The organism is Flavobacterium sp. PL12, from assembly GCF_039123485.1.
GTDB lineage: Bacteria > Bacteroidota > Bacteroidia > Flavobacteriales > Flavobacteriaceae > Flavobacterium > Flavobacterium weaverense.
The window spans coordinates 51,314-76,031 of sequence record NZ_JBANDI010000001.1 but is presented as its reverse complement, the minus strand read 5'-3'; the positions used below and the strand labels follow the sequence as shown (position 1 = coordinate 76,031).

26 protein-coding genes and 1 tRNA gene are annotated in these 24,718 nt (G+C 32.9%); 14 read left to right on the top strand and 13 right to left on the bottom strand.

The features are described 5' to 3' along the window. Positions 1–2: 2 nt before the first annotated feature. From RCH19_RS00340 to RCH19_RS00320, 5 genes are all read right to left on the bottom strand, one after another. Positions 3–230, bottom strand: a complete 228-nt coding sequence (locus RCH19_RS00340; protein WP_121924171.1) for a DUF5808 domain-containing protein — start codon at positions 228–230, stop codon at positions 3–5. A gap of 72 nt (positions 231–302) precedes the next feature. Further along, positions 303–1,043: an LPS export ABC transporter ATP-binding protein gene (gene lptB / locus RCH19_RS00335; protein WP_121924172.1), complete on the bottom strand. Its 741-nt coding sequence runs from the start codon at positions 1,041–1,043 to the stop codon at positions 303–305. 101 nt (positions 1,044–1,144) lie between these two features. Beyond that, positions 1,145–1,492 (bottom strand): carboxymuconolactone decarboxylase family protein, encoded by a 348-nt coding sequence (locus RCH19_RS00330; protein ID WP_343021560.1) that lies wholly within the window; start codon positions 1,490–1,492, stop codon positions 1,145–1,147. Beyond that, a complete protein-coding gene (gene tatC, locus RCH19_RS00325) occupies positions 1,485–2,300 on the bottom strand; it encodes a twin-arginine translocase subunit TatC (protein ID WP_121924174.1) in 816 nt (271 codons plus the stop codon). The genes RCH19_RS00330 and tatC overlap by 8 nt, the downstream gene beginning before the upstream one ends. Continuing rightward, positions 2,300–3,265: a KpsF/GutQ family sugar-phosphate isomerase gene (locus RCH19_RS00320; RefSeq protein WP_343021559.1), complete on the bottom strand. Its 966-nt coding sequence runs from the start codon at positions 3,263–3,265 to the stop codon at positions 2,300–2,302. The genes tatC and RCH19_RS00320 overlap by 1 nt, the downstream gene beginning before the upstream one ends. Positions 3,266–3,350: 85 nt before the next feature. Here RCH19_RS00320 and recQ point away from each other — a divergent pair, with 85 nt between their 5' ends. Next, positions 3,351–5,546: a DNA helicase RecQ gene (gene recQ, locus RCH19_RS00315; RefSeq protein ID WP_343021558.1), complete on the top strand. Its 2,196-nt coding sequence runs from the start codon at positions 3,351–3,353 to the stop codon at positions 5,544–5,546. A 73-nt stretch (positions 5,547–5,619) separates the two neighbouring features. On the opposite strand, the gene RCH19_RS00310 is transcribed toward recQ, so the two are convergent. Further along, positions 5,620–5,859 (bottom strand): hypothetical protein, encoded by a 240-nt coding sequence (locus RCH19_RS00310; RefSeq protein ID WP_343021557.1) that lies wholly within the window; start codon positions 5,857–5,859, stop codon positions 5,620–5,622. Between the two features lie 203 nt (positions 5,860–6,062). Between RCH19_RS00310 and RCH19_RS00305 the strand changes: the two genes are divergently transcribed. Further along, positions 6,063–7,625, top strand: coding sequence for an FAD-dependent protein (locus RCH19_RS00305; protein WP_343021556.1), 1,563 nt, complete (start codon positions 6,063–6,065; stop codon positions 7,623–7,625). 89 nt (positions 7,626–7,714) lie between these two features. Here RCH19_RS00305 and msrA read toward each other — a convergent pair whose 3' ends face one another. Next, positions 7,715–8,341, bottom strand: a complete 627-nt coding sequence (gene msrA / locus RCH19_RS00300) for a peptide-methionine (S)-S-oxide reductase MsrA (RefSeq protein WP_343021555.1) — start codon at positions 8,339–8,341, stop codon at positions 7,715–7,717. Between the two features lie 2 nt (positions 8,342–8,343). Continuing rightward, positions 8,344–8,904: a peptide-methionine (R)-S-oxide reductase MsrB gene (msrB, locus tag RCH19_RS00295; RefSeq protein ID WP_343021554.1), complete on the bottom strand. Its 561-nt coding sequence runs from the start codon at positions 8,902–8,904 to the stop codon at positions 8,344–8,346. Between the two features lie 581 nt (positions 8,905–9,485). On the opposite strand from msrB, the gene idi reads away from it, so the two are divergent. The 7 genes from idi to RCH19_RS00260 all read left to right on the top strand — a co-directional run bounded on the left by idi (position 9,486) and on the right by RCH19_RS00260 (position 12,943). Next, entirely contained in the window at positions 9,486–10,037 is a 552-nt protein-coding gene (gene idi, locus RCH19_RS00290; RefSeq protein ID WP_343021553.1) for an isopentenyl-diphosphate Delta-isomerase, read from the top strand. Between the two features lie 21 nt (positions 10,038–10,058). After that, positions 10,059–10,478, top strand: a complete 420-nt coding sequence (locus RCH19_RS00285; protein ID WP_343021552.1) for a 6-carboxytetrahydropterin synthase — start codon at positions 10,059–10,061, stop codon at positions 10,476–10,478. Continuing rightward, on the top strand, positions 10,469–10,927 hold the full coding sequence (locus RCH19_RS00280; protein ID WP_343021551.1) for a peroxiredoxin: 459 nt from the start codon (positions 10,469–10,471) through the stop codon (positions 10,925–10,927). Before RCH19_RS00285 ends, RCH19_RS00280 begins: the two co-directional genes overlap by 10 nt. Positions 10,928–11,049: 122 nt before the next feature. Then, positions 11,050–12,012: a type I phosphomannose isomerase catalytic subunit gene (locus RCH19_RS00275; RefSeq protein WP_343021550.1), complete on the top strand. Its 963-nt coding sequence runs from the start codon at positions 11,050–11,052 to the stop codon at positions 12,010–12,012. Positions 12,013–12,080: 68 nt separating this feature from the next. Then, positions 12,081–12,347: a hypothetical protein gene (locus RCH19_RS00270; protein ID WP_121924184.1), complete on the top strand. Its 267-nt coding sequence runs from the start codon at positions 12,081–12,083 to the stop codon at positions 12,345–12,347. A 77-nt stretch (positions 12,348–12,424) separates the two neighbouring features. Beyond that, a tRNA-Thr gene (locus tag RCH19_RS00265) sits at positions 12,425–12,498 on the top strand. Positions 12,499–12,649: 151 nt separating this feature from the next. Then, positions 12,650–12,943 (top strand): hypothetical protein, encoded by a 294-nt coding sequence (locus RCH19_RS00260; RefSeq protein WP_343021549.1) that lies wholly within the window; start codon positions 12,650–12,652, stop codon positions 12,941–12,943. Between the two features lie 224 nt (positions 12,944–13,167). Here the strand turns inward: RCH19_RS00260 and RCH19_RS00255 are convergent, their stop codons facing one another. The 3 genes from RCH19_RS00255 to RCH19_RS00245 form a co-directional block, all read right to left on the bottom strand. Beyond that, a complete protein-coding gene (locus RCH19_RS00255; RefSeq protein WP_343021548.1) occupies positions 13,168–13,878 on the bottom strand; it encodes a DUF4369 domain-containing protein in 711 nt (236 codons plus the stop codon). 211 nt (positions 13,879–14,089) lie between these two features. After that, positions 14,090–15,958: a peptidase M61 gene (locus tag RCH19_RS00250; RefSeq protein WP_343021547.1), complete on the bottom strand. Its 1,869-nt coding sequence runs from the start codon at positions 15,956–15,958 to the stop codon at positions 14,090–14,092. Positions 15,959–16,040: 82 nt separating this feature from the next. After that, positions 16,041–16,877 carry a hypothetical protein gene (locus tag RCH19_RS00245; protein ID WP_343021546.1) on the bottom strand — a complete coding sequence of 279 codons (837 nt, stop codon included), beginning with the start codon at positions 16,875–16,877 and terminating at the stop codon, positions 16,041–16,043. Positions 16,878–17,012: 135 nt separating this feature from the next. On the opposite strand from RCH19_RS00245, the gene RCH19_RS00240 reads away from it, so the two are divergent. Continuing rightward, positions 17,013–17,891 (top strand): PPK2 family polyphosphate kinase, encoded by an 879-nt coding sequence (locus tag RCH19_RS00240; protein ID WP_343021545.1) that lies wholly within the window; start codon positions 17,013–17,015, stop codon positions 17,889–17,891. A gap of 47 nt (positions 17,892–17,938) precedes the next feature. On the opposite strand, the gene RCH19_RS00235 is transcribed toward RCH19_RS00240, so the two are convergent. Further along, entirely contained in the window at positions 17,939–18,457 is a 519-nt protein-coding gene (locus RCH19_RS00235; RefSeq protein WP_343021544.1) for a hypothetical protein, read from the bottom strand. A gap of 214 nt (positions 18,458–18,671) precedes the next feature. On the opposite strand from RCH19_RS00235, the gene RCH19_RS00230 reads away from it, so the two are divergent. The 3 genes from RCH19_RS00230 to RCH19_RS00220 all read left to right on the top strand — a co-directional run bounded on the left by RCH19_RS00230 (position 18,672) and on the right by RCH19_RS00220 (position 22,401). Further along, on the top strand, positions 18,672–20,066 hold the full coding sequence (locus tag RCH19_RS00230) for an MATE family efflux transporter (protein ID WP_121924509.1): 1,395 nt from the start codon (positions 18,672–18,674) through the stop codon (positions 20,064–20,066). Positions 20,067–20,073: 7 nt separating this feature from the next. Beyond that, positions 20,074–20,304, top strand: coding sequence for a hypothetical protein (locus RCH19_RS00225; RefSeq protein WP_121924191.1), 231 nt, complete (start codon positions 20,074–20,076; stop codon positions 20,302–20,304). 162 nt (positions 20,305–20,466) lie between these two features. After that, complete coding sequence (locus tag RCH19_RS00220; protein WP_343021543.1) at positions 20,467–22,401, top strand: LTA synthase family protein; 1,935 nt, start codon at positions 20,467–20,469, stop codon at positions 22,399–22,401. Positions 22,402–22,406: 5 nt separating this feature from the next. Here RCH19_RS00220 and meaB read toward each other — a convergent pair whose 3' ends face one another. Then, complete coding sequence (gene meaB / locus RCH19_RS00215) at positions 22,407–23,516, bottom strand: methylmalonyl Co-A mutase-associated GTPase MeaB (RefSeq protein ID WP_343021542.1); 1,110 nt, start codon at positions 23,514–23,516, stop codon at positions 22,407–22,409. A 261-nt stretch (positions 23,517–23,777) separates the two neighbouring features. Between meaB and RCH19_RS00210 the strand changes: the two genes are divergently transcribed. Next, complete coding sequence (locus RCH19_RS00210; protein WP_343021541.1) at positions 23,778–24,686, top strand: AEC family transporter; 909 nt, start codon at positions 23,778–23,780, stop codon at positions 24,684–24,686. Positions 24,687–24,718 lie beyond the last annotated feature (32 nt).

Below are 24,718 nucleotides of genomic sequence, written 5' to 3'. Positions count from 1 at the left end.
TTTTAATTATTTAATCCAACAAAGGTAAACGCTATTAATAAAATAATGAGCAATAAGCTTACTGAAAGCGGATTGGCAAAGTTTACTGTCCATCCCATCCAAGCTATCCTTTTCGGGGGAAGAATACGTTTATCTTCGACATTGTAGTAGAATATTCCCAAGAACCAATTATTAGGATCTTGATGCCACTGTCTTTTTGTTTCTTCTGAAGGTTCGTTTTCGTTTTTCATTTTCGAAATTTAGACGATTCTATATAATTTTCGAAAAAACCGAAAAAACAGTAATATGGAATTCTTTATGAATTAAAACTCGAGTTTTTTCTTTCTCAATTCAAAATTCTGTCCAAGATAAACACGGCGAACCATCTCATCCTCAACTAATTCTTCTGGGATTCCCGCTTTCAAAATTCCTCCTTCAAACATTAAGTAGGTTTTGTCAGTAATCGCTAATGTTTCTTGAACATTGTGATCTGTAATCAAAATTCCAATATTCTTATTTTTTAATTGAGCAACAATACGTTGAATATCTTCTACAGCTACTGGGTCAACACCAGCGAAAGGCTCATCAAGTAAAATAAATTTAGGATCCGTAGCAAGACAGCGTGCTATCTCAGTTCGACGACGTTCTCCCCCAGAAAGTAAATCGCCACGGTTGGTTCTAATGTGTTCTAAGCTAAACTCTGCAATTAGACTTTCCATCTTTGCTTCTTGTTCGGCTTTCGAAAGTTTGGTAAGTTGTAACACACTTAAAATGTTGTCCTCAATACTTAATTTTCTAAAAACAGAAGCTTCTTGAGCTAAATATCCTATTCCTTGTTGGGCTCTTTTATACATTGGATAATCTGTGATATCCAAATCATCTAAGAATATGTTACCAGAATTTGGTTTTACTAAACCAACAATCATATAAAAAGAAGTTGTTTTTCCAGCACCATTTGGACCTAAAAGTCCAACGATTTCTCCTTGATTCACTTCCACCGATATGCCTTTTACAACACTGCGTCCTTTGTAGGTCTTTACTAGATTTTCGGCTCTTAATTTCATGTTTTTAGGTTTAATCGTTCACTGAATGTAAAGAAACGAATTTGGTTTCTTTACATTTAGTTTTTAACTTCAATTTTAGAATTATCTGCTAGACTAATTCTCTATTTATTTTTTTCGAGAGCTTCCCAAAATTCATAAGCTCTACGTAAATGAGGTACAACTATAGTTCCGCCCACAAGTGTAGCAATTCCCATAGCTTCCATCATTTCCTCTTTAGTAACTCCTTCTTTATGACTCGTTTCTAAGTGATACTTTACGCAATCATCGCAACGTAAAACAGCAGATGCAACTAATCCTAGTAACTCTTTAGTCTTAACATCTAATGCACCAGCGGCATAAGCATTGGTATCCAAATTGAAAATTCGCTTTACAATTTTATTGTTGTCAGCTAATAATTTTTCGTTCATTCTTGAACGGTATTCATTGAATTCTTCTATAATATTATCCATTTACTTTCTTTTGATTTTTTACTACTAATTTTGAAATTAAGATGCTTGCTTCGTAAATAATAAGCATCGGTATTGTTACAATTACTTGGCTCACAACATCTGGAGGAGTTACTATAGCAGCAACAACAAGAATAACGATTACTGCATATTTCCAATATTTTCTTAAAAATTCAGGAGTTACTAACCCTAATTTGGTCAAGAAATATATGATTATTGGTAACTCAAAAAACAATCCACAGGCAATAACACTAGTTTTTACCATACCAATATAGGAGTCAACGCTAAACTGATTTATTACCACGTTACTAATAGTAAATGTAGCAAAAAAGTTAACGGACATAGGCACAATTAAATAGTAACCAAACAACACTCCTATGAAGAATAATAAGGAAGACGAAAAAATAAAAATTTGTGCATGTTTTTTCTCTGTCGAATAAAGCGCTGGGCTAATAAATTTCCAAACTTCCCAAAGTATAAAAGGAAATCCCAGAATAAAACCAGTTGTTACACACGTCCAAATCAAAACATTGATCTGGCCTTCCATATTGGTGTTCTGGATTATAAAAGGCATTTCGGTGACACAAATAATATCTGAAAAACCTAACTGATTTGACAAATCACAAAAAAAGCGATACGTTATGAAATTAGGATCTGTAGGACCAAATATGATTACATCAAAAATATAATCACTTATAAAAAATGCAACTGTAGCTAAAATTAATATTGCTATTGTGCTTCTAACGAGCAACCATCTTAATTCTTCAAGATGATCTAAGAACGACATTTCGTTCAAGTTTTTTTTTGCCATTATACGATTCCTTCTTTTAAAATGTCATGTAAATGCAGCACGCCTTTGTAATCGCCATTATCAACAACAACTAACTGAGTAATTGAGAAGTCTTCCATGATATTCAATGCTTCAACCACCATTGCCTCTGACGAAGTCATTTTTGGATTTTTTGTCATAATATCTTTTGCTGTCAAATCAGTGAACGTATCTCTGTCATTAAGCATTCTTCTAATATCACCGTCGGTAATAATTCCTATCACTTTATCGTTTTCAACTACGGCTGTAACACCAAGTCGTTTTTCTGAAATTTCAAAAATTACTTGTTTGATAGATGCTTCTGGCGATACTATAGGTTTAAGACTATTTTCTAGCATGTCTTTTACTCTTAACAATAATCTTTTCCCTAATGCGCCACCGGGATGATAAACTGCAAAATCTTCTGGTTTAAAATCGCGCATTTCCATTAAGCACACAACCAACGCATCACCCATAACTAATTGTGCTGTGGTACTATTTGTAGGAGCAAGATTATTGGGACAAGATTCTGATTCCACAGTTGTATTTAGAACAATGTCAGATCCTTTAGCTAAAAACGAAGTCATGTTTCCCGTTATTGCAATCAAGCTGTTTCCAAATCTTTTCAGTAAAGGAACTAAAACTTTGATTTCAGGACTGTTTCCGCTTTTTGAAATGCAGATAATTACATCATCCGTTTGAATCATCCCTAAGTCGCCATGAATAGCTTCAGAGGCATGTAAAAAGAGCGATGGTGTTCCAGTCGAGTTGAATGATGCTACCATTTTTTGAGCAATTATGGCGCTTTTTCCTATTCCCGTAACTACTAGTCTTCCCTTTGAATTATAGATCTTTTGAACTGCTTCGGTAAAGTTTGCATCCAGAAAATCAGCGAGTTTAGCAATGGATTCACTTTCTGAAAGGATTGTTTTTTTGGCGCTTGCCAATATGTTTTCTTTAATAATCAAAACTGAATAATTAAAATTTGTATGTGTAAAAGAAATTTGTACCTTTAGGTGTCGCAAATTTATACAAAATACTACATAATCAAGAATGAATCCAAACGAAATTGACATACATAAAGAATTAAAGAAGTATTTTGGCTTCGGCCAATTCAAAGGATTACAGGAACAAGTCATAAAAAGCATCCTGAATCAACAAAATACATTTGTGATTATGCCTACAGGGGGAGGAAAGTCTCTTTGTTATCAATTACCCGCTTTGGTGCAAGAAGGAACTGCCATCGTAGTTTCTCCTTTAATTGCCTTGATGAAAAATCAAGTGGACGCTATTAGAAGCTTGTCTTCAGAAAATGGTATTGCGCACGTTTTAAACTCCTCACTTACTAAAACTGAAATCGCACAAGTCAAGAAAGACATTACTTCTGGATTGACAAAATTGCTTTATGTTGCACCTGAGTCTTTGACAAAAGAGGAATATGTTAACTTTCTTAAAAATGTTACCATTTCGTTTGTGGCGATTGATGAAGCGCACTGTATTTCAGAATGGGGACATGATTTTAGACCAGAATATAGAAATCTTAAACATATTATAAAGCAGTTAGGAGATGTTCCTATCATTGGCTTAACCGCTACTGCTACTCCAAAGGTTCAAGAAGATATCTTGAAAAATCTAGATATGACTGATGCTACCACTTTCAAAGCATCGTTCAATAGACCTAATTTATATTACGAAGTACGTACAAAAACTAAAAATATTGAATCGGATATTATTCGATTTATAAAGCAGCATAAAGGGAAATCAGGTATTATTTATTGCTTGAGCCGTAAAAAAGTGGAGGCTATTGCTGAAGTTTTGCAAGTTAATGGAATAAGTGCTGTGCCATATCATGCTGGACTAGATGCGAAAACACGGGCAAGGCATCAAGATATGTTTCTGATGGAAGATGTTGATGTAGTAGTTGCGACAATCGCTTTTGGAATGGGAATTGACAAACCAGATGTGCGATTTGTTATTCACCACGATATTCCTAAATCATTAGAAAGTTATTATCAAGAAACTGGACGTGCGGGTAGAGATGGTGGCGAAGGACATTGTTTAGCGTATTACTCGTACAAAGATGTTGAAAAGTTAGAAAAGTTCATGTCTGGCAAACCAGTAGCTGAACAAGAAATTGGTTTCGCTTTACTGCAAGAAGTCGTGGCTTACGCCGAAACTTCGATGTCACGTAGAAAATTTTTACTCCATTATTTCGGAGAAGAATTTGATGATGTGACTGGTGAAGGTGCTGATATGGATGATAATATTCGAAATCCAAAAACAAAAATAGAAGCGAAGGATCAAGTCGTAAAATTACTTGAAGTGGTTCGTGACACAAAACATCTGTACAAATCTAAAGAAGTTGTTTTTACCTTAATAGGTCGCGTAAATGCTGTGATAAAAGCACATAGAACGGATGTTCAATCTTTTTTTGGATGCGGAATTAAATTCGATGAAAAATATTGGATGGCATTATTGCGACAAGTTTTAGTCGCTGGGTATTTATCTAAAGATATTGAAACGTACGGAATTGTAAAAATCACTGATAAAGGTCTCGATTTTATTAAAAATCCAAAATCTTTTATGATGTCAGAAGATCATGAGTATAATGAAACTGTTGATGAAGCGATTGTAACGGCTTCAAAATCAACAGCTGTTGCTGATGAGGTTTTGATGGGTATGTTGCGTGATTTACGTAAAAAAGTAGCAAAAAAAGTAGGAGTTCCTCCTTTTGTAGTTTTCCAAGATCCTTCTTTAGAGGATATGGCATTAAAATATCCAGTTTCTCAAGAAGAAATGATAAATATTCACGGTGTTGGAGAAGGTAAAGCAAAAAAATATGGTAAAGAATTCTTAGAGTTAATTAGTAGATACGTTGATGAAAATGATATCGAACGTCCAGAAGATTTAGTCGTGAAATCTACGGGAGTAAATTCAGTAAATAAACTATATATTATTCAAAATATAGATCGAAAATTACCACTTAATGATATTGCTTCGGCAAAAGGAATAAACATGGATGCTTTGATCAAAGAAATGGAGCAAATTGTTTATTCTGGGACAAAGCTAAATATTAAGTATTGGATTGATGATATGTTAGATGATGATCAGCAGGAAGAAATTCACGATTACTATATGGAATCAGAATCCGATAATATTGAATCAGCATTAAAGGAATTTGATGGTGATTACGACTTAGATGAGTTGCGCTTAATGAGAATCAAGTTCATTAGTGAAGTAGCCAATTAAAAATAAATAAGCAATTAAAAATTCCAAATTTCAGCTAATCGTATAGTCGAAATTTGGAATTTTTCTTTTCAATCTATCCCTCGTATATTTCTCCACGATGCGGTTTCAGAGCGTCGCGAACAGCGATCATGTTTTCATCTGCTACTACCATAAAAGCAATTGCTTGCATTTCGCCTTGAATTTCAAAACCGGTAATGTTAATTGGTAATTTCTCTATTGCAATATATTCTTTTAGATGAATTTCGTGGTGCTCAGCCGTTTTACCAGATGCAGGACCGCGGAAATCCCATATTAATTTTATTTTTCTAGACATTTTTATTGGAGATTAATCGATTCAATTTTTAGTTTTTAGAAGATGCAAAGTTACAAAGTCTAAATTGATTACATACTAATATAAAGCTTTGAAAATCGATTCTAACTGGAATAAGAAGATGTCAGTACAAAATGTTACTTTTGCACAAGGATTGTTTCATGTTTTTAAAAGAATCAACGACCTACAATTGAATAATTAAGCAAATGCCTCAAGAACTACTTTTACAAGTTACTCCCGAAATAGCAGCAAACGAATTGTTGCTAAAAGATTATTTAGCGAAACAAATGAAAGTTTCAGTAAATGAAATTCAGCATATTTCGATATTGAAGCGCTCTATAGATGCGCGTCAGAAAACCGTCAGAATCAATTTAAAAGTTTTAATATTTCTAAAAGGTGAAAAATTTGAGCAAACTAAATTCCAACTTCCAGATTATAAAAATGTTTCTGATGCTCAAGAAGTTATAGTAGTAGGAGCGGGGCCAGCTGGTCTTTTTGCAGCATTGCAATTAGTAGAACTAGGTTTGAAACCTATCGTAATTGAGCGCGGAAAGGACGTTCGCGGTCGTCGTCGCGATTTAAAAGCAATTAATGTTGATCATATCGTTGATGAGGATTCTAATTATTGTTTTGGTGAAGGTGGAGCAGGAACCTACTCTGACGGAAAATTGTACACGCGATCGAAAAAAAGAGGTGATGTAACTCGCATTTTAGAACTTTTTGTAGCTTTTGGAGCCACTCCAGATATATTAGTGGATGCTCATCCGCATATTGGAACAAATAAATTACCTCAAATTATTCAAGATATTCGCGAAAAAATAATTGAATTTGGTGGGCAAGTTTTATTCGAAACAAGATTAACAGATATATTAATAAAAAATAACGAAGTACAAGGAATTGTAACTCAAAAAGGTGATACGATACTTGCTAATAAAATAATACTAGCAACAGGTCATTCAGCGCGAGATATTTACGAATTACTTGATCGAAAGAAAGTGTTTATTGAAGCCAAGCCCTTTGCTTTAGGAGTACGAGCTGAACATCCACAATCTTTAATTGATAGTATACAATACAGTTGCGACTATCGCGGTGAACATTTACCGCCAGCTCCATATTCTATTGTAAAACAAGTTAATGGACGCGGAATGTATTCTTTCTGTATGTGTCCAGGAGGCGTTATAGCGCCATGTGCGACTAGTCCTGGCGAAGTAGTGACAAATGGATGGTCACCCTCTAAAAGAGATCAAGCGACAGCTAATTCTGGAATTGTAATAGAATTAAAACTAGAAGATTTTAAACCTTTTGCAAAATTTGGAGCCTTAGCAGGAATGGAATTTCAGAAAAGTATTGAGCAGAAAGCTTGGCATTTAGCTGGTGAAACTCAAAAAGTCCCAGCACAAAAAATGATTGACTTTACTCAAAATAGAGTTTCATCAGAAATTCCAAAAACTTCTTATGTTCCTGGAACTACTTCCGTGGAAATGGGACAAGTTTTCCCTGGTTTTCTGTCTCAAATATTAAGAGAAGGTTTTACCGAATTTGGAAAATCCATGCGTGGTTATTTAACCAATGAAGCAGTGATTCACGCACCAGAATCGAGAACATCATCTCCTGTTAGAATTCCTAGAGAAATACTAACTTATGAGCATCTACAAATAAAAGGACTTTATCCTTGTGGTGAAGGAGCGGGTTATGCCGGCGGAATAATTTCTGCAGCAATTGATGGTGAGAAATGTGCTATCATGATTGCTGAAGCCTTAAAGAACTAGATTTCTAAAATTAGACATTCTGCAATTTTCAAAATACGCTTATAAACAAAAAACGCCTTGTTACTAAAAAGGCGTTTTTCATATCTTAATTATTTTTTGTTCTTCAATCGGTCTTTAAAAAGTTTTTCAAATTTTTCAATTTTAGGCTGAATAACTAACTTACAGTATTGCTGATTTTTATTATTGGCGTAATAGTTTTGTTGATAATCCTCAGCTTTATAAAATTTTTTTAAAGGTTCTAAAGTTGTTACAATTGCACTATTGTAAATTTTAGCTTTTTTCAACTCATTAATAATAGATTGAGCAGCTGCTTTTTGTGCCTCATTTTTATAAAAAATTGCCGAACGGTATTGAGTACCTACATCACCACCTTGACGATTTAATGTCGTAGGATCGTGAACTGTAAAAAACACATTGAATATTTCGTCGAGATTGGTAACGTTTTTGTCGTACGTAATTTGAACTACTTCAGCGTGACCTGTCGTCCCTGTGCTAACTTGTTCATAATTAGGATTAGCGATTTTACCACCTGCGTATCCAGAAACTACTGATTTTACTCCATCTAAATTTTCGTAAATTGCTTCAACGCACCAGTAGCAACCACCTGCTAAAGTAATAGATTCAATATTTGATTGCTTCGTTTTTTTTACTGCTTTATTGCTTTGTGCAAACGTACTTATTGTAGCAAGTAAGCAGACTAAAAGTATTTTTTTCATGATTATTTAGTATCAGGCACAAAATCAAGTGCGATTGAATTCATACAATATCTTTTTCCAGTTGGTTCTGGTCCATCGTCAAATAAATGGCCTAAATGTCCATCACATCTCCCGCATAAGGCTTCGATTCTCTCCATCCCTAACGAGTTATCAGTTTTGTAAACGACACTAGTTTTACTGTCTTGTTCAAAGAAGCTTGGCCAGCCGCAAGTGCTAGAAAACTTTGCGCCAGAGCGAAATAATTTGTTTCCACATGCTGCACAGTAATAAGTTCCTTTGTCATCAGAGTCCCAGTATTTACCTGTAAAAGGTCTTTCTGTATCTGCTTCTCTTGTTACCGCATAAACATCTTCAGGTAATACTTTTTTCCACTCTGCGTCGCTAACCTTTAATTTGGTAGTATCAGTATTAGAGTAATAAGGATTTCCTGGTTTTTCAATTGTATTTTCCATTGTGATTTTGTTTTTAGGATTGTTTTGCTTCTTTGCCGTTTGGCCGCAAGCGGTGAACATAAATAAGGGTAGCAAAAATAAGATGCTTAAAAAATGTGTTGCTTTGTTCATGATTATATTTTTTTTAAAGCGTAAGCAATTTTATAAATAGCCTACTTCTGTTATGTTATTTTTGTTAAACCTTTCTTTTTTTCGTCAAAATTATTAATTGTTACACAAATGTAAGGGTTACAATTAATTTGCATCTGAATCGTCAATTATTTTAATAATGATTTAGGCTAGGTTTAACTACTAACATTTACGAGAAATGACTAGTTATGGTTTCGTAAGTCTTATAGTTTTAAGTTGCTATGACGGCCTTGAAGTTTAATTATGGATTCAAAAAGTAAATTTCCAAAATTGAATTCACTTAATACAGATAGTGAGAGTCTTAGTTAACAGATGTATTTATAAACAGTAATAGTGTTATTTGCGACTTTTTATTTTATGCTTCATTTTAAGAAGTAGAGATAAATAATAGTCGACAATCTTATATTTTAAAGCTATTTTATCAATTAGAATTGCTCTTTTACGTCTTTAACAGAGTTAATAATCAAAAAAACATATCAAAATACATCAACAAACTGAAACAGAATGTTAAACGCTCTGACCATAGTTTTCTTTTTTGTATTTTTGACCTGAAAAACATTAATATGACAGAAGAAAACGTAATCTTAGTGAATGAGAAAGACGAGCAAATAGGATTAATGCCTAAGCTTGAGGCACATGAAAAAGCAGTTTTACATCGTGCCTTTTCTGTGTTTATATTAAATAGTAAAAACGAGATCATGTTGCAGCAACGTGCGCATCAAAAGTATCATTCCCCTTTATTGTGGACTAATACATGTTGCAGCCATCAGCGTGACGGAGAGACAAATATTCAGGCTGGAAGTCGCAGATTATATGAAGAAATGGGTTTTAAAGCAGATTTAAAAGAACTGTTTCATTTCATTTATAAAGCTCCTTTCGATAACGGTTTGACAGAGCACGAGCTAGATCACGTAATGATTGGATATTACAATGACGAACCAGAGATTAATCCTGAGGAAGTTGAAAGTTGGAAATGGATGAAAATTGAAGATGTAAAAAAAGATATGGAAGTTCAACCTACTCTTTATACGGTTTGGTTCAAAATTATTTTTGACGAATTTTATCATTTTTTAGAAGAACATAAAAGTCCTTTATCAGCTGAGGAAGAGATTTAATTATAATAATTTATTCTATTTATGAAAGTTACTATATCAAGAAAAGCGCATTTTAATGCAGCACATAGATTACATAGAAAAGACTGGACTTTTGAGCAAAACGATGCGATTTTTGGCAAATGTAATAATCCAAATTTCCATGGTCATAATTACGAATTAATTGTAAGTGTAACAGGACCAATTGATCCTGAGACAGGATACGTTATGGATGTAAAGTTCTTAAGTGATATTATAAAGGAAGATGTTGAAAATCAATTTGATCATAAAAATTTGAATTTAGACGTTCCAGAATTTAAAGATTTGAATCCAACTGCTGAAAATATTGTTGTTGTCATTTGGGATAAAATTAGAAAAAGAATCAAGCCAGAATTTGAATTAGAAGTTGTTCTTTATGAAACACCTCGAAATTTTGTAACCTATAAAGGAGAACAATGGAACTAAAAGTAGGCGATAAAATTCCAAATTTTACAGCAAAAGACGCAAATGGTGTTGAGTTTAAAAGTCAAAGTTTTGTAGGGCAAAAGCCTTTAGTTATTTATTTTTATCCAAAAGATAACACACCAGGATGTACTACACAAGCTTGCAGTTTTAGAGATCAATATGAAGATTTTAAAGATTTAGGTGCTGAGGTTATTGGTATTAGTAGTGACAGTGTTGCTTCACACGACAAGTTTAGCAGTCAATATAAATTACCCTTTATACTTTTGTCTGATTCCGATAAGAAAATCAGAAAGTTGTTTGGAGTACCTACAGGAATGTTTGGATTGCTTCCAGGTCGAGTTACTTATGTAATTGATAAAAATGGCGTAGTTCAAATGGTTTTTGACAGCATGTTAGCTGGAAAGCACATTCCAAAAGCGCTTGACGCTATTAAGAAATTAGTGAAGTAAATTAACATTGTTGCAGCGTCACTTTTTCTTAATTAGCTCGCTGTAACAATTGTAATATTAGATTTCGGGAAAACGATTTATATTAAAAATTGTTTTTCGAAATCACATTAGAAATAAATCAAATGAAATTTTATCCTTTACAATTTACGCCTATCCTTAAAGGCAGAATCTGGGGTGGAAATAAACTAAATACGGTTTTAAACAAATCTATTACTGCTGATGCAAATGGCGAGAGCTGGGAACTATCGACTGTGAAAGGAGATGTTAGTATTGTTGCTAATGGTAAGTGGAAAGGGAAATCGTTAATGGATTTAATTAATGAGTATCCCACAGACATTCTAGGTACAGAAGTTTATCAGCGGTTTGGAAAAGAATTTCCGTTGTTATTTAAATACTTGGACGCTAAAGAAGATTTATCAATTCAAGTTCATCCAAATGATTCTTTAGCTAAGACACGTCACGGCTCTTTTGGCAAGACTGAAATGTGGTACATAATACAAGCGGATTTAAATTCCCATATAATAGCTGGTTTCAAAGAGCATTCAAATTCTGACTTATATTTAGAACACGTAAAAAACAATACCTTACTTTCGACTTTAAATGAAGTAGAAGTTAAATCAGGTGATGCTTTTTTTATTGAAAGTGGCACAGTTCATTCAATAGGAGCTGGACTAGTAGTCGCTGAAATCCAACAAACATCAGATGTTACCTATCGATTGTATGATTTTGATCGAATAGATAGCGCTGGAATAAAGAGAGAATTGCATGTTGATTTAGCGCTAGAAGCTATAAACTACAATAGTTTAGATACTAAAATAGAATACTCGAAAGAGACAAATGCTCCTAACGAGTTGGTTTCATGTCCGTATTTTACAACAAATTTTATTCCGCTAGATGGACAGGTTGCAATTGTTAAATCAAAGCAGTCATTTACAGTCTACATGTGTGTTGAAGGTTCGTTCGAATTAACTTATGATGACGTTAAAGTAGATTATAATAAAGGAGATACAGTTTTGATTCCAGCGAGTATGAATTCATTCAGTATCAATGGAAAAGCTTCAATTTTAGAAATTTACATTTCATAGTCAGTAATAGAAAGATTATATGTACTTTTGCAGACGCAAATTAAAATTCAAATTTTAAAAAAATAAAAATGGCAAACGTTAAAAATTTAAAGAAAGACATCAACTACGTTTTAGGAGATATTATTGAAGCAGTTTACTTGTTCGAAATTTCTACTACAGGAAAACCAACAACAGAAACTAATGCTTTAATTGACGAAGCTATTGCAGCTTTTGATGTTTTAATCACTAAAGTGAATGCAAAAAAGGTAGAAGATAAAAAAGCACACTTCAAACAAATCAATGTTGAATTGGAACAAACTGCTAATCAATTAGTTGCTAAAATCAACGAATTGTAGTCAAAAAAAAGCAAAAAAAGATTGAATTTGTTTTGGAAAATAGAAATTCAATCTTATATTTGCACCCGTAATGAGTCGCCAGCGTAGCTCAGTTGGCTAGAGCAGCTGATTTGTAATCAGCAGGTCGTGGGTTCGAGTCCCTCCGCCGGCTCTTAATAAAACCACTTAACTTCTGTTAAGTGGTTTTTTGTTTTGATCAAAACCGTGAATAATTATTTTTTTATATTTTCATCTTTTTTAAGCTAAATTTGAAATTGAAATTTAAGAATATGGACGAGTAATTGATTATTGATAATGTCGAAATGAAACTTAGCGAATCATCAAAGAATTTTTTAAAAGAAACTGCAAAGTGGACTTACCTATTGTCAATCGTTGGATTTATAATAATTCTGTTGATTTTAGCGTCTGGATTATTTGCTTTTAAGATGTCTTATACAATGATTCAAATGAACTCTGAGATTTACAAAGTGGGTGCTTCCTTTAGTCTCGTGATGGCTTTGTTAAAGATAGCGACATCAGTACTTTATATTTATCCCGTATCTTGTTTAAATAAATTCTCATCTCAAATTAAAGAAGCATTACTAGCTAATGATTGAGAAATGCTAGCTAGTTCTCTTGAATTTTTAAAATCTCATTATAAATACTTAGGTATTATGACAATAGCGATTGCTATTTTTTACATCTTTCTATTTGTATCTAAATTCTTTTTATAATTCGTCTTGACAATTGTCTTACTAGTTCCGATATGCATAAAAAAACCATCTTGTTAATTTCAAGATGGTTTTTTGCTTTGTAATTTTGTTTAAAAATTTAAGTCGTTTTATTTCTGACTTTTTACTTTCGAAACATATTCTGTTAATTTCTTTCCATAAAGAGATTGTGCTACTTTTGGTGACATAGCTTTTTGAATTGTGTCTAAATATTTTACATTAATATCGTAAATTTCAGATAATGCAATATAAGGGGCAACTTCATAATCTCTATTGTTCAAAGCAAAATTAGTAGCAAATAAATATTTCCTTTTAATGTTAGCATCTTGAAGCGCACTGATACTATCTGCTGCTTTTAGATTTTGTATTTTAATTGCTTTAAATCTTTGTTCTAACATGGTCAAGTTTTTATCTGTGAATCCCATGTTAATTTTTTTGTACTCTTCAAAAATCTCGTTATTTTTTGATCCTGTAACTTTCGCATCAGCTAGGTAATGATCTAAAGTGGTTTCGATAGTGATGTTTCCAGGCTCTGCAAAGAAAGATATATTGTTGTCTAAAGAATTTGTAGTACCACGATCTAGAGATAAATAAAGCATCTCTGGTGACTTTAAATCTAGGTCGCTCTTAAATGTTGATGTTCCGTCTAAAGTAATTGAATCAAGAACTACTAAAGTAGTATCAACAATTCTTTGAATGTATAAAGTTCCTTTTTTTAATCCTTTTATATTTCCAGTAATATGTAAGTTGCCTGTGGTTTCGGTTTTGTTACAAGAAACTAGTAATACTAATGTAACGAATGCAATAATTGATTTTTTCATGTTAGATTAAAATTTATTTTTTTGGTGCGACTTTAATTTCTTATTTTATAAATAGAAACGATAATTGATAAGCGAGCCCAGTTTTTAGCGTTCTTTGATTTGGGCGCAAAATAAAGAAAATTGTTTGAAAGATTCATTTAATGTGATCTATTTTGGCAAAAATAAATCCCAATCTATTTCTAAATTGGGATTTCTTAATTATTTCAGTAATTTAAGCTTTAAGCCATGCTTCTTTAAGTATGTTTTTAGTCGCATCTGTTGAATGTAAACCTTCTTTTTCCTCATATGGGAGCTTTACTTTCCCTTTGACTGTTTGCTCTTTTCCGTTACGTTTTATTTTAACGGTAATGGCATCATTTTCTTTCCATGACTGGCTAGTCGTAATCATGTCGTATATGTTGTCTACTGAATATGGTTTTCCATCAATAGCAACAATAATGTCGCCTCCTTGTAAATTTAAATTTTTATAGAAATCATTTAATTCCATATTTGGAATTACAATAATCTCTTTCGTTTTCTGATCAACAGTAATATAGGGAACTTGTCCTTTTAAGAAAACATTTGTAGCAGCCTTAGTCATCGTTTTTGTGATTCCCACTTTTGCTAAATAAGCATCATAAGGAATAGGTATTGGTCCTGCGACATACATTTCTAAAAACGCACCAACTTCAGGATAAGTCAAAGAAGTTATTTTTGCGAAAAGCTCATTATCATTAAATGGTTTAGAAACTCCATATTCATTTGAAAGTTTTTGCATCAAATCTAAAATTCCTCTCTCGCCATTACTTTTCTCTCTGATAATAATGTCTAGACACATTCCAATCAATGCTCCTTTTTCATATACATTAAGATACTGCGCTTTGTATGGCTCTGCTAAAACATTTGTGCTCATTTTAGTGAATGGCATCATGTCATCCATCTTATTTGCAGCAGCGATTTTATCAGCTATTCTAGAAAGAAACTCATCTTCGTCAATTAAACCTTGATTGATCTGAAAAAGATTAGCAAAATATTCAGTAACTCCTTCATACATCCATAAGTGTTCAGACATCTTTGGATTGTTATAATCAAAATCGTGGATTTCTTTGGAGTGAATTGACAATGGAGTTACAATATGAAAAAACTCGTGAGATACAACGTCTATCATTGATTTGACTAATTCTTCTTTTGGCATCATTTCTGGCAAGACTACAGTTGTCGCGGTAGGATGCTCTAGAGCTCCAAATCCCTTAGCGTCAGTCTCAGTCATAGTAGATAAGTATAACAATACACTATACTTTTTTGTAGCATTGATTTTACCTAAAAAGTTTTTCTGGGCAGTGATCATTGTTTTCATTTCTGGAGTGATGCTTTCTGCAGTTACTTTTCCAGTTGGAGAATACACTCCAATAAGAATTTCCATTCCATCAATAGTAAAAGTGGTGTAGTCTGGTTTAGCATACATGATAGGATTTTCTACTAATTCAGCATAACGAGCCGTTTTAAATAAATCATTTGTAGTGCTTTCATCATAATCTGTCATTGATGTAGCACCCCATAATGTTGCAGGATGTGAGATAGTAACATTGTATGGAAGATCTTTTTTGTCCTGAAAATATCCAACAAAACCATGCATGTTTAAAACGAAATTTTTACCAGCATCGATATTTGTTCCAGCAGGAGAGAAAATATCTGTATTTCCAAAACCACCGCCTTTTTCAGTATCAAAAGTGTCGTTTACTAAATATGTTACCTTCGAAATAGATTTTGCGCTTTTTATAGACCACGTATTATCGTCTGTTTTTGTCACTGCCAACATACTTCCTTTACTGTCGAAAGCTTTAAAGTCTTCGATATATTTTCCGTAATTATCGACAGAGTACGTTCCTGGAACAATTTTAGGAATGCTGTACGTCACTTCGTCAACAGTAATTTTTGGAGATATAACAGTTACTAGAACTTTATCATCCTTAACTTCGTTTAAATTAATAGTGACTGCTACTGTTTCAATTTGTGATTTTGAACTCGTGTTTGCTGTTCCTGTAGTTTTACAGCTCCAAAATACCGAAGCAAATGCTAAAGCGAAAAATATTCTTTTCATCTGAGATTGTTTTATTTTAGAAATTAGTCTGTGAGAGATTGAAATTGTTACAACGTAATGTGATTTTTATAAGGTTTTAAATTTAGTTCAAGTTCAACGACAGCCTATAAATATCAGTTTCTAATGTTTCTGTATCCTTGTCTTCACAAAGTAGGAATTCAATTTTTTCTTTAGACTTTGAATATAATGTCAAACCTTCAAACTTATGAATGTCACTAATTTTTTTTGTAAAATTAATTTTCATTGTTTTTGTATTGATACTACCTATTATACTGCCTAAAACTTCGCCATCTTCATAAGTTGACTTTGTGTCTTCGGCTGAAGCCAAAAAATAAATGGATTCGTTTACTAAAATCGCATCTGTAAAACTGCTGCGTACTCCTTTAATTTTGGGTAGTTTGTAATCATTGGAAAGAATGGCGAACTGGTCGTTCAAGTTTTCACCTTCGATGGTAAAGATTACATTTTTATTTGAAATTCCATTTCCGCGATTGAATAAGTACCAACTCTTTCCTTCATATATTGCACCTTCTAGATTAAAATCTTCAGGTCTTATTTTTTCAAAATTTTGCATTACTGCGTACAATTCGGTTAAGTCGTGTGTAGTAGTTATTTTCTTCTCTAATGAATTTAATTGTACCATAGTATTTCTTTTATCTGTAGAACCAGATCCAAATATGTAAAGGTCTTCGCCAAAACTTGCAATAGCCTCAAAGTCCGGCTTATCTTTTTTCAGAATATTTTGAGAAGGATTTTCGATTAATGCGTGCCGATTTAACTCTCGAGAATCGATATGATATTCGTAAAGATAACCGCTATTATCTCCAATAATTAAAAGTATATTGTCTTTGTAAATAAGTCCTGAAGCAGATCCAATTCCTATAATTTGAAATAATAATTCAAGCTTAAATTTTTCCATTGTAAGTATTTTGAAAACGAGATTTTATTTATTTCCCACGAATTTTGAGCAAATTTAATGTCTTGATGTGTCAGAACTAATATTAAGCTCCTCAAAATTTATTATATTTGAGTTTATAAAGATAAATTATTTCCTATGAAGTCGATAGATCCAGCTGATTTTAAAGTAGTAGACAAAATTAAATTGTCCAAGTTGCCAACTAATTTAGAGGTTGGCGCTAGCGATGAAAAAAAAGAAAATAAATTAGAGAAAATAAGTGCTAAGTTGAGCGAATTGCAGGACGTTATGTATGCGCACAATAAATATGGTGTGTTAATTTGTCTTCAAGGAATGGACACTTCTGGAAAAGATAGTTTAATACGTGAGGTATTTAAAGGATTTAATTCACGTGGAGTAGTAGTGAGCAGTTTTAAAACTCCTAATTCTGCAGAATTAGAGCACGATTATTTATGGCGCCATTATTTGGCTCTGCCTGAAAAGGGGAAATTTGCTATTTTTAATAGAACGTATTATGAAAATGTGTTGGTAACGCGCGTGCATCCTGAATATATATTAAATGAGAACTTACCGGGAATAGAAAATGTGGAAGATATCACGCCGGAATTTTGGGAAAATAGAATGGAACAAATCAGGAATTTTGAGAAACACATTAGCCAAAATGGAATTATTGTTTTAAAATTCTACATGCATTTAAGTAAAGAGGAGCAAAGGCAACGTTTACTAAGAAGGTTAGAAGAGGGAAAACACAATTGGAAATTCTCTACTAGCGATTTAAAAGAAAGAGGCCACTGGGACGAATATATGGAGTATTACGAAGATGCGATTAATAGTACCTCTACAGAAGAAGCACCATGGTACGTAGTTCCAGCTGACGATAAAGAAATGGCTAGATATATTGTTGGTAAAATAATATGGGAAGAAATGCAAAAACATACCGATATAAAAGAACCTGAAATGGACGACAAGGTTAAAGAAAACATCGAAATGTATAAAGACATATTAAAAAAAGAGTAAAAAAAAATGCACTGATTTTCAGTGCATTTTTTTATATCTAAAATAAATTATAGTTTGAATCCGTAAGCGATACGCAAAGCAATTTGATTTGTATCGTATTCTGTATATGCTTCATAACGTAAACTAACGTCAATGTCTTTTCCAGCATATCCAACTCCTGGAGACCATAAGTAAGTATCCTGTTTGTAACCATTAGTAACTGCAATACCACCACCAACTTCACCTAAAACGTAGAATTGATCTTCCCATACAAAAGCTTTAAAACCTACTTTTACAGGAATAAATCCTAAATCTTTTACATTATTACTAATGAAAAGGTTTGTAAAACCTGTAGTTAATACTGCTGAATATCTTTTAGTTAAATCGTACTGAAGTCTTACATCAGCTCCTAAAGAATAATTGTAAAAATCCTCGTTAGTAGGAACGCCGCCATTGATACCAACACCTAAACGGAATCCTTGATCGTAATTTGTTGCTTTGTTTGTTTCTTGAGCTTGCGTTTGACTTGCAAAGAAGAATGCCATTGTAAATGCTAATGCGATTTTAATTTTTCCTGAAATTTTCATAATTGATTTTTAAAAGTTTTTCTGTTTTGATATTCTCAAAACGACGATGCAAATGTAAAATTCAAGATATGGATGTAGTTATAGAATTATAGAATTTTGTTTCAGAATTGCTCGTTTTTTCGATGTTATTTTTAAAATTATTGTGTTATATATTAATTTGTATCAGTACAATTCAATGCTTCTCCTTACCTTTGTCGACTTTAAAAAAAATCACGTGAATTTATCCCAGTATACTAAAGAGTTCTCCTATAATTTACGATTAGCATATCCTATTATTTTAGGAATGCTAGGTCACACAATTGTTGGTATTGTAGACAATATAATGGTTGGAAAATTGGGTCCAACAGAATTAGCAGCTGTTTCTCTTGGAAATAGTTTTGTTTTTATAGCGATGTCATTAGGTATAGGCTTTTCGACTGCTATTACTCCGCTTGCCGCGGAAGCTGATGGTAAAAATGATATCGACGAGGGAAGAAGTGTTTTTCATCATGGATTATTTTTGTGTTCTATTTTAGGAATAACCTTATTTCTGATAATTTTCTTTTTTAAGCCATTAATCGCTTTTATGGGACAGCCAGATATTGTAGTTGAAATGGCTAAGCCTTATCTCGATATAGTTGCATTTTCACTAATTCCGTTAATTATATTTCAAGGATACAAGCAGTTTGCTGATGGAAAATCAGAAACTAAATATTCAATGTGGGCAACTATTATTGGTAATGTAGTCAACGTTATTATCAATTATTTTTTGATTTATGGGATTTGGTTTTTTCCAAAAATGGGTATAGTAGGAGCAGCTATCGGAACAATTTTATCACGCATAGTAATGTTGATTTTTATGCATTATGCTTTGGCTACGAAGCCAAAATTCTATCCCTACTTTGAGAATTTTAGTTTCAAAGAGATCAAGAAGAAAATGTTGAATAAAATAATTAATCTAGGCTTTCCTTCTTCAATGCAAATGTTTTTTGAAGTAGCTTTATTTACTGGAGCAATATGGCTCTCTGGATTGTTAGGGACAACAAGTCAAGCGGCTAACCAAATTGCGCTAAGTTTAGCCTCTTTAACCTTTATGTTCGCGATGGGTTTGAGTGTTGCTGTAATGATTAGAGTAGGGAACCAGAAAGGTTTAATGGATTATGTTAAACTACAGTTAGTCGCACGTTCGATTTTTTTATTAGCAATACTATTAGAAGTTGTTTTTGCCATTATATTTATTGTTTTTCATAAATATTTACCGCAAATATTCGTAGATGTTAATGATGCGAAGCACATTATCGAAACAAAAGAAGTTATCTTTATTGCGTCCCAATTATTATTTGTTGCCGCATTTTTTCAAATATCAGATGGAATTCAAGTTGTCGTCTTAGGGGCACTGAGAGGTTTACAAGATGTAAAAATACCGATGTATATTACTTTTGTTGCGTATTGGGTAATTGGTTTTCCAATTTCAATATATTTAGGTTTATATACAGATTTAAAAGCAATAGGAATTTGGATCGGGCTTTCGGCAGGATTAACATCAGCCGCTATATTTTTGTATATTCGCTTTGCGAAATTGACAAAAAAATTAATTTTAGAAGGACAAAATAGTAGCATAAATAAATAATTAAAACATGGAATTACCAAAATTTTTATTGGGTGATAATACGGATTGCCCAGAAGACATTTTCATTATACATTTAGATTACCCTAGATTCATCATCAATTTAAAAGATGATGAAGTGGAGTTTATGGAAGAAGCCGAAGATCTTGATGAAGGCGAATTAAATGCTGAAATGGAAGGATTAATTGTAGAGGCGACTGCGTTCTACGATCGTGAAATGGAGCGATACGAAAAAGAATAAGCTTCTCTATCTTTTACATTTCAGTTACATGAATTAAAACCGATGTACTATTAAACAGTCTCCCACAATAAAGCGCGAGACTGTTTATATGCAATCGGTTTTTTTTGTAGATTTCAAACGCTAAATTCCTCTTCTCTTTTATCATTTTCTAAATAGCATTCAATGAAAAAGTTATTCTTTTTAAAACCTATTTTTAATTTTATAGCGATAGGTCTGCTTATTACAACAGCGAGTCGATTGTTTTTGTTTTTTTTATTTAAAGACCGAGTGACTGACACCGCCGATTATTGGTTCATCTTTCCCATAGGTTTGCGTATGGATTTGATACTTTTGTGCTACCTGTCTTTTCTTCCGGCTTTATTGCTCAGTTTTGTTCCAAATAATTATATCAAATACATTAATAAGTTTATTGCTTACTACAGCATCCTATTCTTATTCTTATTTTTATTTGTCGAATTAGCTACTCCTGATTTTGTTGCACAATATGATACGCGTCCCAACAGAATTTTTTTAGATTATCTCATCTATCCTAAAGAAGTTATAGGAATGCTTCTTAAAAGTTATTTATCGTCAATTATTATTACTTTTTTAATTTTGGGTATTGCGCTTTACTTCGCGTTAAAAAAAGTGAAGAGTCTTTTCTATACTCAAGCGACTGATTATAAATTTAGATTGCTGATTTTTCCATTGCTCGTTTTTCTTTTATTTTTTGGAGCGCGTTCCAGTCTAACTTCAAAAAGACCAATAAATGCTAGTAATGCAGTTTTTTCTACAGACCAATTAACGAATTGCCTGGGATTAAATTCATTTTATACTGTCGCTTATGCGGCTTATTCGATAAAAAATGAAGGCAATACAAAAATGTATGGTACAATGGATGAAGATGAAGCAGTCTCTCGCGTTAAGAAATATATGGATGTAACTGAATTCACTGATAATTCTATTCCTTTTCTGCACGTTCAAAAACCAGATGTAATCTTAGAAAGACCTTATAATTTAGTAATTTTTTTACAAGAGAGTTTAGGTGCTGAGTACGTTGGTGTTTTGGGCGGAAAGCCATTAACGCCAGAGTTTGACAAACTTTCAAAAGAAGGATTGTTATTTACTAATTTGTATTGCACAGGAACGCGAAGCGTAAGAGGTATCGAAGCTGTGGTGACAGGTTTTCTTCCATCTCCATCAGAAAGTGTCGTTAAGTTGAGTAATTCACAACAAGGATTTTTTACGATGGCAGATGCGCTAAAAAGAAAAGGCTACGAAACTAGTTTTATTTATGGAGGCATGGCCAATTTTGATAATATGGCTTCCTTTTTTAATGGCAATGGTTTTGAAGATATTGTCGATCAAGATGACTTTGATACTGATGGAAATAAATACGCTTTTAAAGGAACTTGGGGTTATTCTGATGAAGATTTAGCGGTTAAAGCAAATGAATATTTCAAATCTAAAGGTACTAAACCTTTCTTCTCTTTAATGTTTTCTACCTCAAATCACGAGCCTTTTGAATATCCAGAAGGAAGAATAAAGGGTTATGATAAAAAAGCCGCAACAGTTAATAATGCTATGAAATATGCTGATTTTTCGATAGGGAAATTTATGGAAATGGCTAAAAAGGAATCTTACTATAAAAACACTGTTTTTATAATAATTGCTGACCATAATACTAGAACTTTTGGAAAAAATCTAGTCCCTATTAACAAATTCCATATTCCTGCTTTAATTATTGGACCTAATGTACCTGTAGGAAAAGTGTATAGTCAATTAGCGAGTCAAATTGATATTCCGCCAACTTTACTAAGTTATCTTGGCGCCGAATTTGAAACTCCCATGGTAGGAAGAAATTTAAGCAAAATAAAAGCAACAACTAAAGGTCGATCTATAATGCAGTTCAATGATATCAACGCATTCAGAGTTGAAGATCAAGTAGTAATTATGCAACCTAATCTAGATCCATTGCAATTTAAAATCATTAATGATACCACTTTGATTCCAGTAAAATTAGATAGTGAATTGGCTAAAGATGCTTTGGCATATGTTGTAACTGCTGGAAATTTATACAAACAAGGTAAATACAAGCTTAGGGAAATTAAGAAATGATATTACTAATTATCTTCAGAATTGTTCATGCAGTTCTGATATACATTTAATAGTTTTTGAGCTGCTGCAAACGGCGATATTTCATCGTTTTGAACCGCCTTTTTTGTTGGTTCTAATAAATTCTGAATTTCGATTTGGTTATAGAAATTTAATTTTAACTGTTCGTTTATAGTTTCAAACATCCAGTATTGATTTTGTTCTTTGCGCTTTTCAAAAAAGGAGTTATTAGTTTTGGTTAAATCAAGAAAGCTTTCTATTGTGTCCCAAACTAAAGGAATTCCTTCGTGAGTGATCGAACTACAGGTTGAAGTTTTTGGAATCCAGCCAGATTTTTTTGCTGGAAAAAGGTGTAAAGCTCGATTAAATTCCATTTTGGCAAAATGTGCCTTTCTTATATTATCGCCATCTGCTTTGTTGATAACAATAGCATCTGCCATTTCCATAATACCGCGTTTTATACCTTGTAGTTCATCGCCAGCACCAGAAATTTTTAGCAATAAAAAGAAATCGACCATACTATGAACCGCAGTTTCGCTTTGTCCTACACCTACAGTTTCAATAATAATAGTATCAAAGCCACAGGCTTCACATAAAGTAATCGTTTCGCGAGTTTTTCGTGCAACGCCACCTAAAGTTTCTCCAGAAGCGGACGGACGTATATATGCGTTTTTATCTTTTACTAATTCTTCCATTCTAGTTTTGTCACCTAGAATACTTCCGTGGCTAATTGTGCTGCTTGGATCAACTGCTAACACAGCGACTTTTTTACCTAAACTTGTTAAAAATTTCCCAAACGCTTCTATAAAAGTACTTTTCCCAACTCCCGGAACGCCTGTGATTCCTATTCGGATGGATTTACTCGCATGTGGTAAACAAGCATTTATGACTTCGTTGGCTTTCGCCAAATGATTGCTATTAGTACTCTCTACTAAAGTGATCGCCCGACTTAATGCAGTTATATTTCCTGCTAAAATACCATCGACTAATTCTAATGCAGAAGGCTGCATTTTTCTAAACTTTTGAATGTTTACAATGGATGTTGAGCTAGTGATTTCTGGGGGAGAAATCCCTGCTTTTTCGTTTAATGCGGTAGGATGAGTTTTTTTGTTTGACAAAGCTGAAGATTTGAAAAGTAAAAGTAGTGAAAACAAAAATAGTTTCAAAAGCATTGTAGCGCTGGTCTGTTATATTTGAACGTAATGTTTTTAAGATATTCACTTTTTATATGATGATAAATCAGGAATTTTATCCCTCAATTTTTAATAATATGATAATTAAATATTTTAAAAATCACAATGTTGTATTTGTCACATTAAGATTAATTTCTTCATTTCAGTAAAAGATTTTAGTGGTATTTTTACATTCAATTATTTGCTATGTACAACTTCATAATCATCTTTGGTTTTTTATTCTTAGGCTTGATTCTTCAGCGCATAAATGGATTTCCAGTAAGGATTTATAAGCAAATAAATACGATTGTAATTTATATATGTCTACCAGCTCTTGCTTTATATTACATTCCAAAAATTGAATGGAGTAACAATCTTTTATTCCCCATCGGGGTAGCATGGATAACCTTTGCAGGATCTTACTTTTTATTTAATTATATCGGTAAAAAAAGAGCTTGGTCTAAAAAGCTGATAGGTTGTTTAATAATCACCGCTGGTTTAGGAAATACTTCGTTTGTTGGATTTCCTATTATTCAAGCCTTGTATGGCGAAGAAGGAATGAAAACTGCTATTTTAGTTGATCAGCCTGGTTCTTTTGTTATTCTTTCCACTTTTGCGATTCTTGTTGCAAGTATATACTCTACTGGAAAACCTGATGGACTTAAAATTGCTAAAAAAATTGCATTTTTTCCTCCCTTTTTAACCTTTTTAATTGCTTGCTTAATGAATTATTTAAATTTTGATTTTCATGATTACGTGCAAGCTTTACTTCAAAAGGCAGGGACGATTATGACACCATTAGCGATGCTATCTGTGGGATTGCAGTTGAAGTTTGATCGAAGAAGCCAACATTGGAGATTTTTAGGAATGGGACTTTTATATAAATTAATCCTATCTCCTGCAGTGATATACTTACTGTATGTTGTAATTTTGCAGCAGCATTCAAAAATGATCGAAGTTGCAGTGATGGAATCAGCGATGGCGCCAATGATTACGGCCAGCATACTTGCTTCGTCAAATGGTTTAAAGCCGAGGTTGAGTAGTATGATGGTTGGTTTTGGAATACCTATTTCATTTATCACGTTAGTCTTTTGGTATTTCATACTGCAACTATAAAATTCTTTTGGATCTCTATTTAATAATATAGT

What these genes read in the sequence shown, in the direction of transcription:
- RCH19_RS00340 (WP_121924171.1), bottom strand. Translation starts at nt 230, where the DNA reads ATGAAAAACGAAAACGAACCTTCAGAAGAAACAAAAAGACAGTGGCAT.
- lptB (WP_121924172.1), bottom strand. Translation starts at nt 1,043, where the DNA reads ATGAAATTAAGAGCCGAAAATCTAGTAAAGACCTACAAAGGACGCAGT.
- RCH19_RS00330 (WP_343021560.1), bottom strand. Translation starts at nt 1,492, where the DNA reads ATGGATAATATTATAGAAGAATTCAATGAATACCGTTCAAGAATGAAC.
- tatC (WP_121924174.1), bottom strand. Translation starts at nt 2,300, where the DNA reads ATGGCAAAAAAAAACTTGAACGAAATGTCGTTCTTAGATCATCTTGAA.
- recQ (WP_343021558.1), top strand. Translation starts at nt 3,351, where the DNA reads ATGAATCCAAACGAAATTGACATACATAAAGAATTAAAGAAGTATTTT.
- RCH19_RS00310 (WP_343021557.1), bottom strand. Translation starts at nt 5,859, where the DNA reads ATGTCTAGAAAAATAAAATTAATATGGGATTTCCGCGGTCCTGCATCT.
- RCH19_RS00305 (WP_343021556.1), top strand. Translation starts at nt 6,063, where the DNA reads ATGCCTCAAGAACTACTTTTACAAGTTACTCCCGAAATAGCAGCAAAC.
- msrA (WP_343021555.1), bottom strand. Translation starts at nt 8,341, where the DNA reads ATGAAAAAAATACTTTTAGTCTGCTTACTTGCTACAATAAGTACGTTT.
- msrB (WP_343021554.1), bottom strand. Translation starts at nt 8,904, where the DNA reads ATGAACAAAGCAACACATTTTTTAAGCATCTTATTTTTGCTACCCTTA.
- idi (WP_343021553.1), top strand. Translation starts at nt 9,486, where the DNA reads ATGACAGAAGAAAACGTAATCTTAGTGAATGAGAAAGACGAGCAAATA.
- RCH19_RS00285 (WP_343021552.1), top strand. Translation starts at nt 10,059, where the DNA reads ATGAAAGTTACTATATCAAGAAAAGCGCATTTTAATGCAGCACATAGA.
- RCH19_RS00280 (WP_343021551.1), top strand. Translation starts at nt 10,469, where the DNA reads ATGGAACTAAAAGTAGGCGATAAAATTCCAAATTTTACAGCAAAAGAC.
- RCH19_RS00275 (WP_343021550.1), top strand. Translation starts at nt 11,050, where the DNA reads ATGAAATTTTATCCTTTACAATTTACGCCTATCCTTAAAGGCAGAATC.
- RCH19_RS00270 (WP_121924184.1), top strand. Translation starts at nt 12,081, where the DNA reads ATGGCAAACGTTAAAAATTTAAAGAAAGACATCAACTACGTTTTAGGA.
- RCH19_RS00260 (WP_343021549.1), top strand. Translation starts at nt 12,650, where the DNA reads ATGAAACTTAGCGAATCATCAAAGAATTTTTTAAAAGAAACTGCAAAG.
- RCH19_RS00255 (WP_343021548.1), bottom strand. Translation starts at nt 13,878, where the DNA reads ATGAAAAAATCAATTATTGCATTCGTTACATTAGTATTACTAGTTTCT.
- RCH19_RS00250 (WP_343021547.1), bottom strand. Translation starts at nt 15,958, where the DNA reads ATGAAAAGAATATTTTTCGCTTTAGCATTTGCTTCGGTATTTTGGAGC.
- RCH19_RS00245 (WP_343021546.1), bottom strand. Translation starts at nt 16,877, where the DNA reads ATGGAAAAATTTAAGCTTGAATTATTATTTCAAATTATAGGAATTGGA.
- RCH19_RS00240 (WP_343021545.1), top strand. Translation starts at nt 17,013, where the DNA reads ATGAAGTCGATAGATCCAGCTGATTTTAAAGTAGTAGACAAAATTAAA.
- RCH19_RS00235 (WP_343021544.1), bottom strand. Translation starts at nt 18,457, where the DNA reads ATGAAAATTTCAGGAAAAATTAAAATCGCATTAGCATTTACAATGGCA.
- RCH19_RS00225 (WP_121924191.1), top strand. Translation starts at nt 20,074, where the DNA reads ATGGAATTACCAAAATTTTTATTGGGTGATAATACGGATTGCCCAGAA.
- RCH19_RS00220 (WP_343021543.1), top strand. Translation starts at nt 20,467, where the DNA reads ATGAAAAAGTTATTCTTTTTAAAACCTATTTTTAATTTTATAGCGATA.
- RCH19_RS00210 (WP_343021541.1), top strand. Translation starts at nt 23,778, where the DNA reads ATGTACAACTTCATAATCATCTTTGGTTTTTTATTCTTAGGCTTGATT.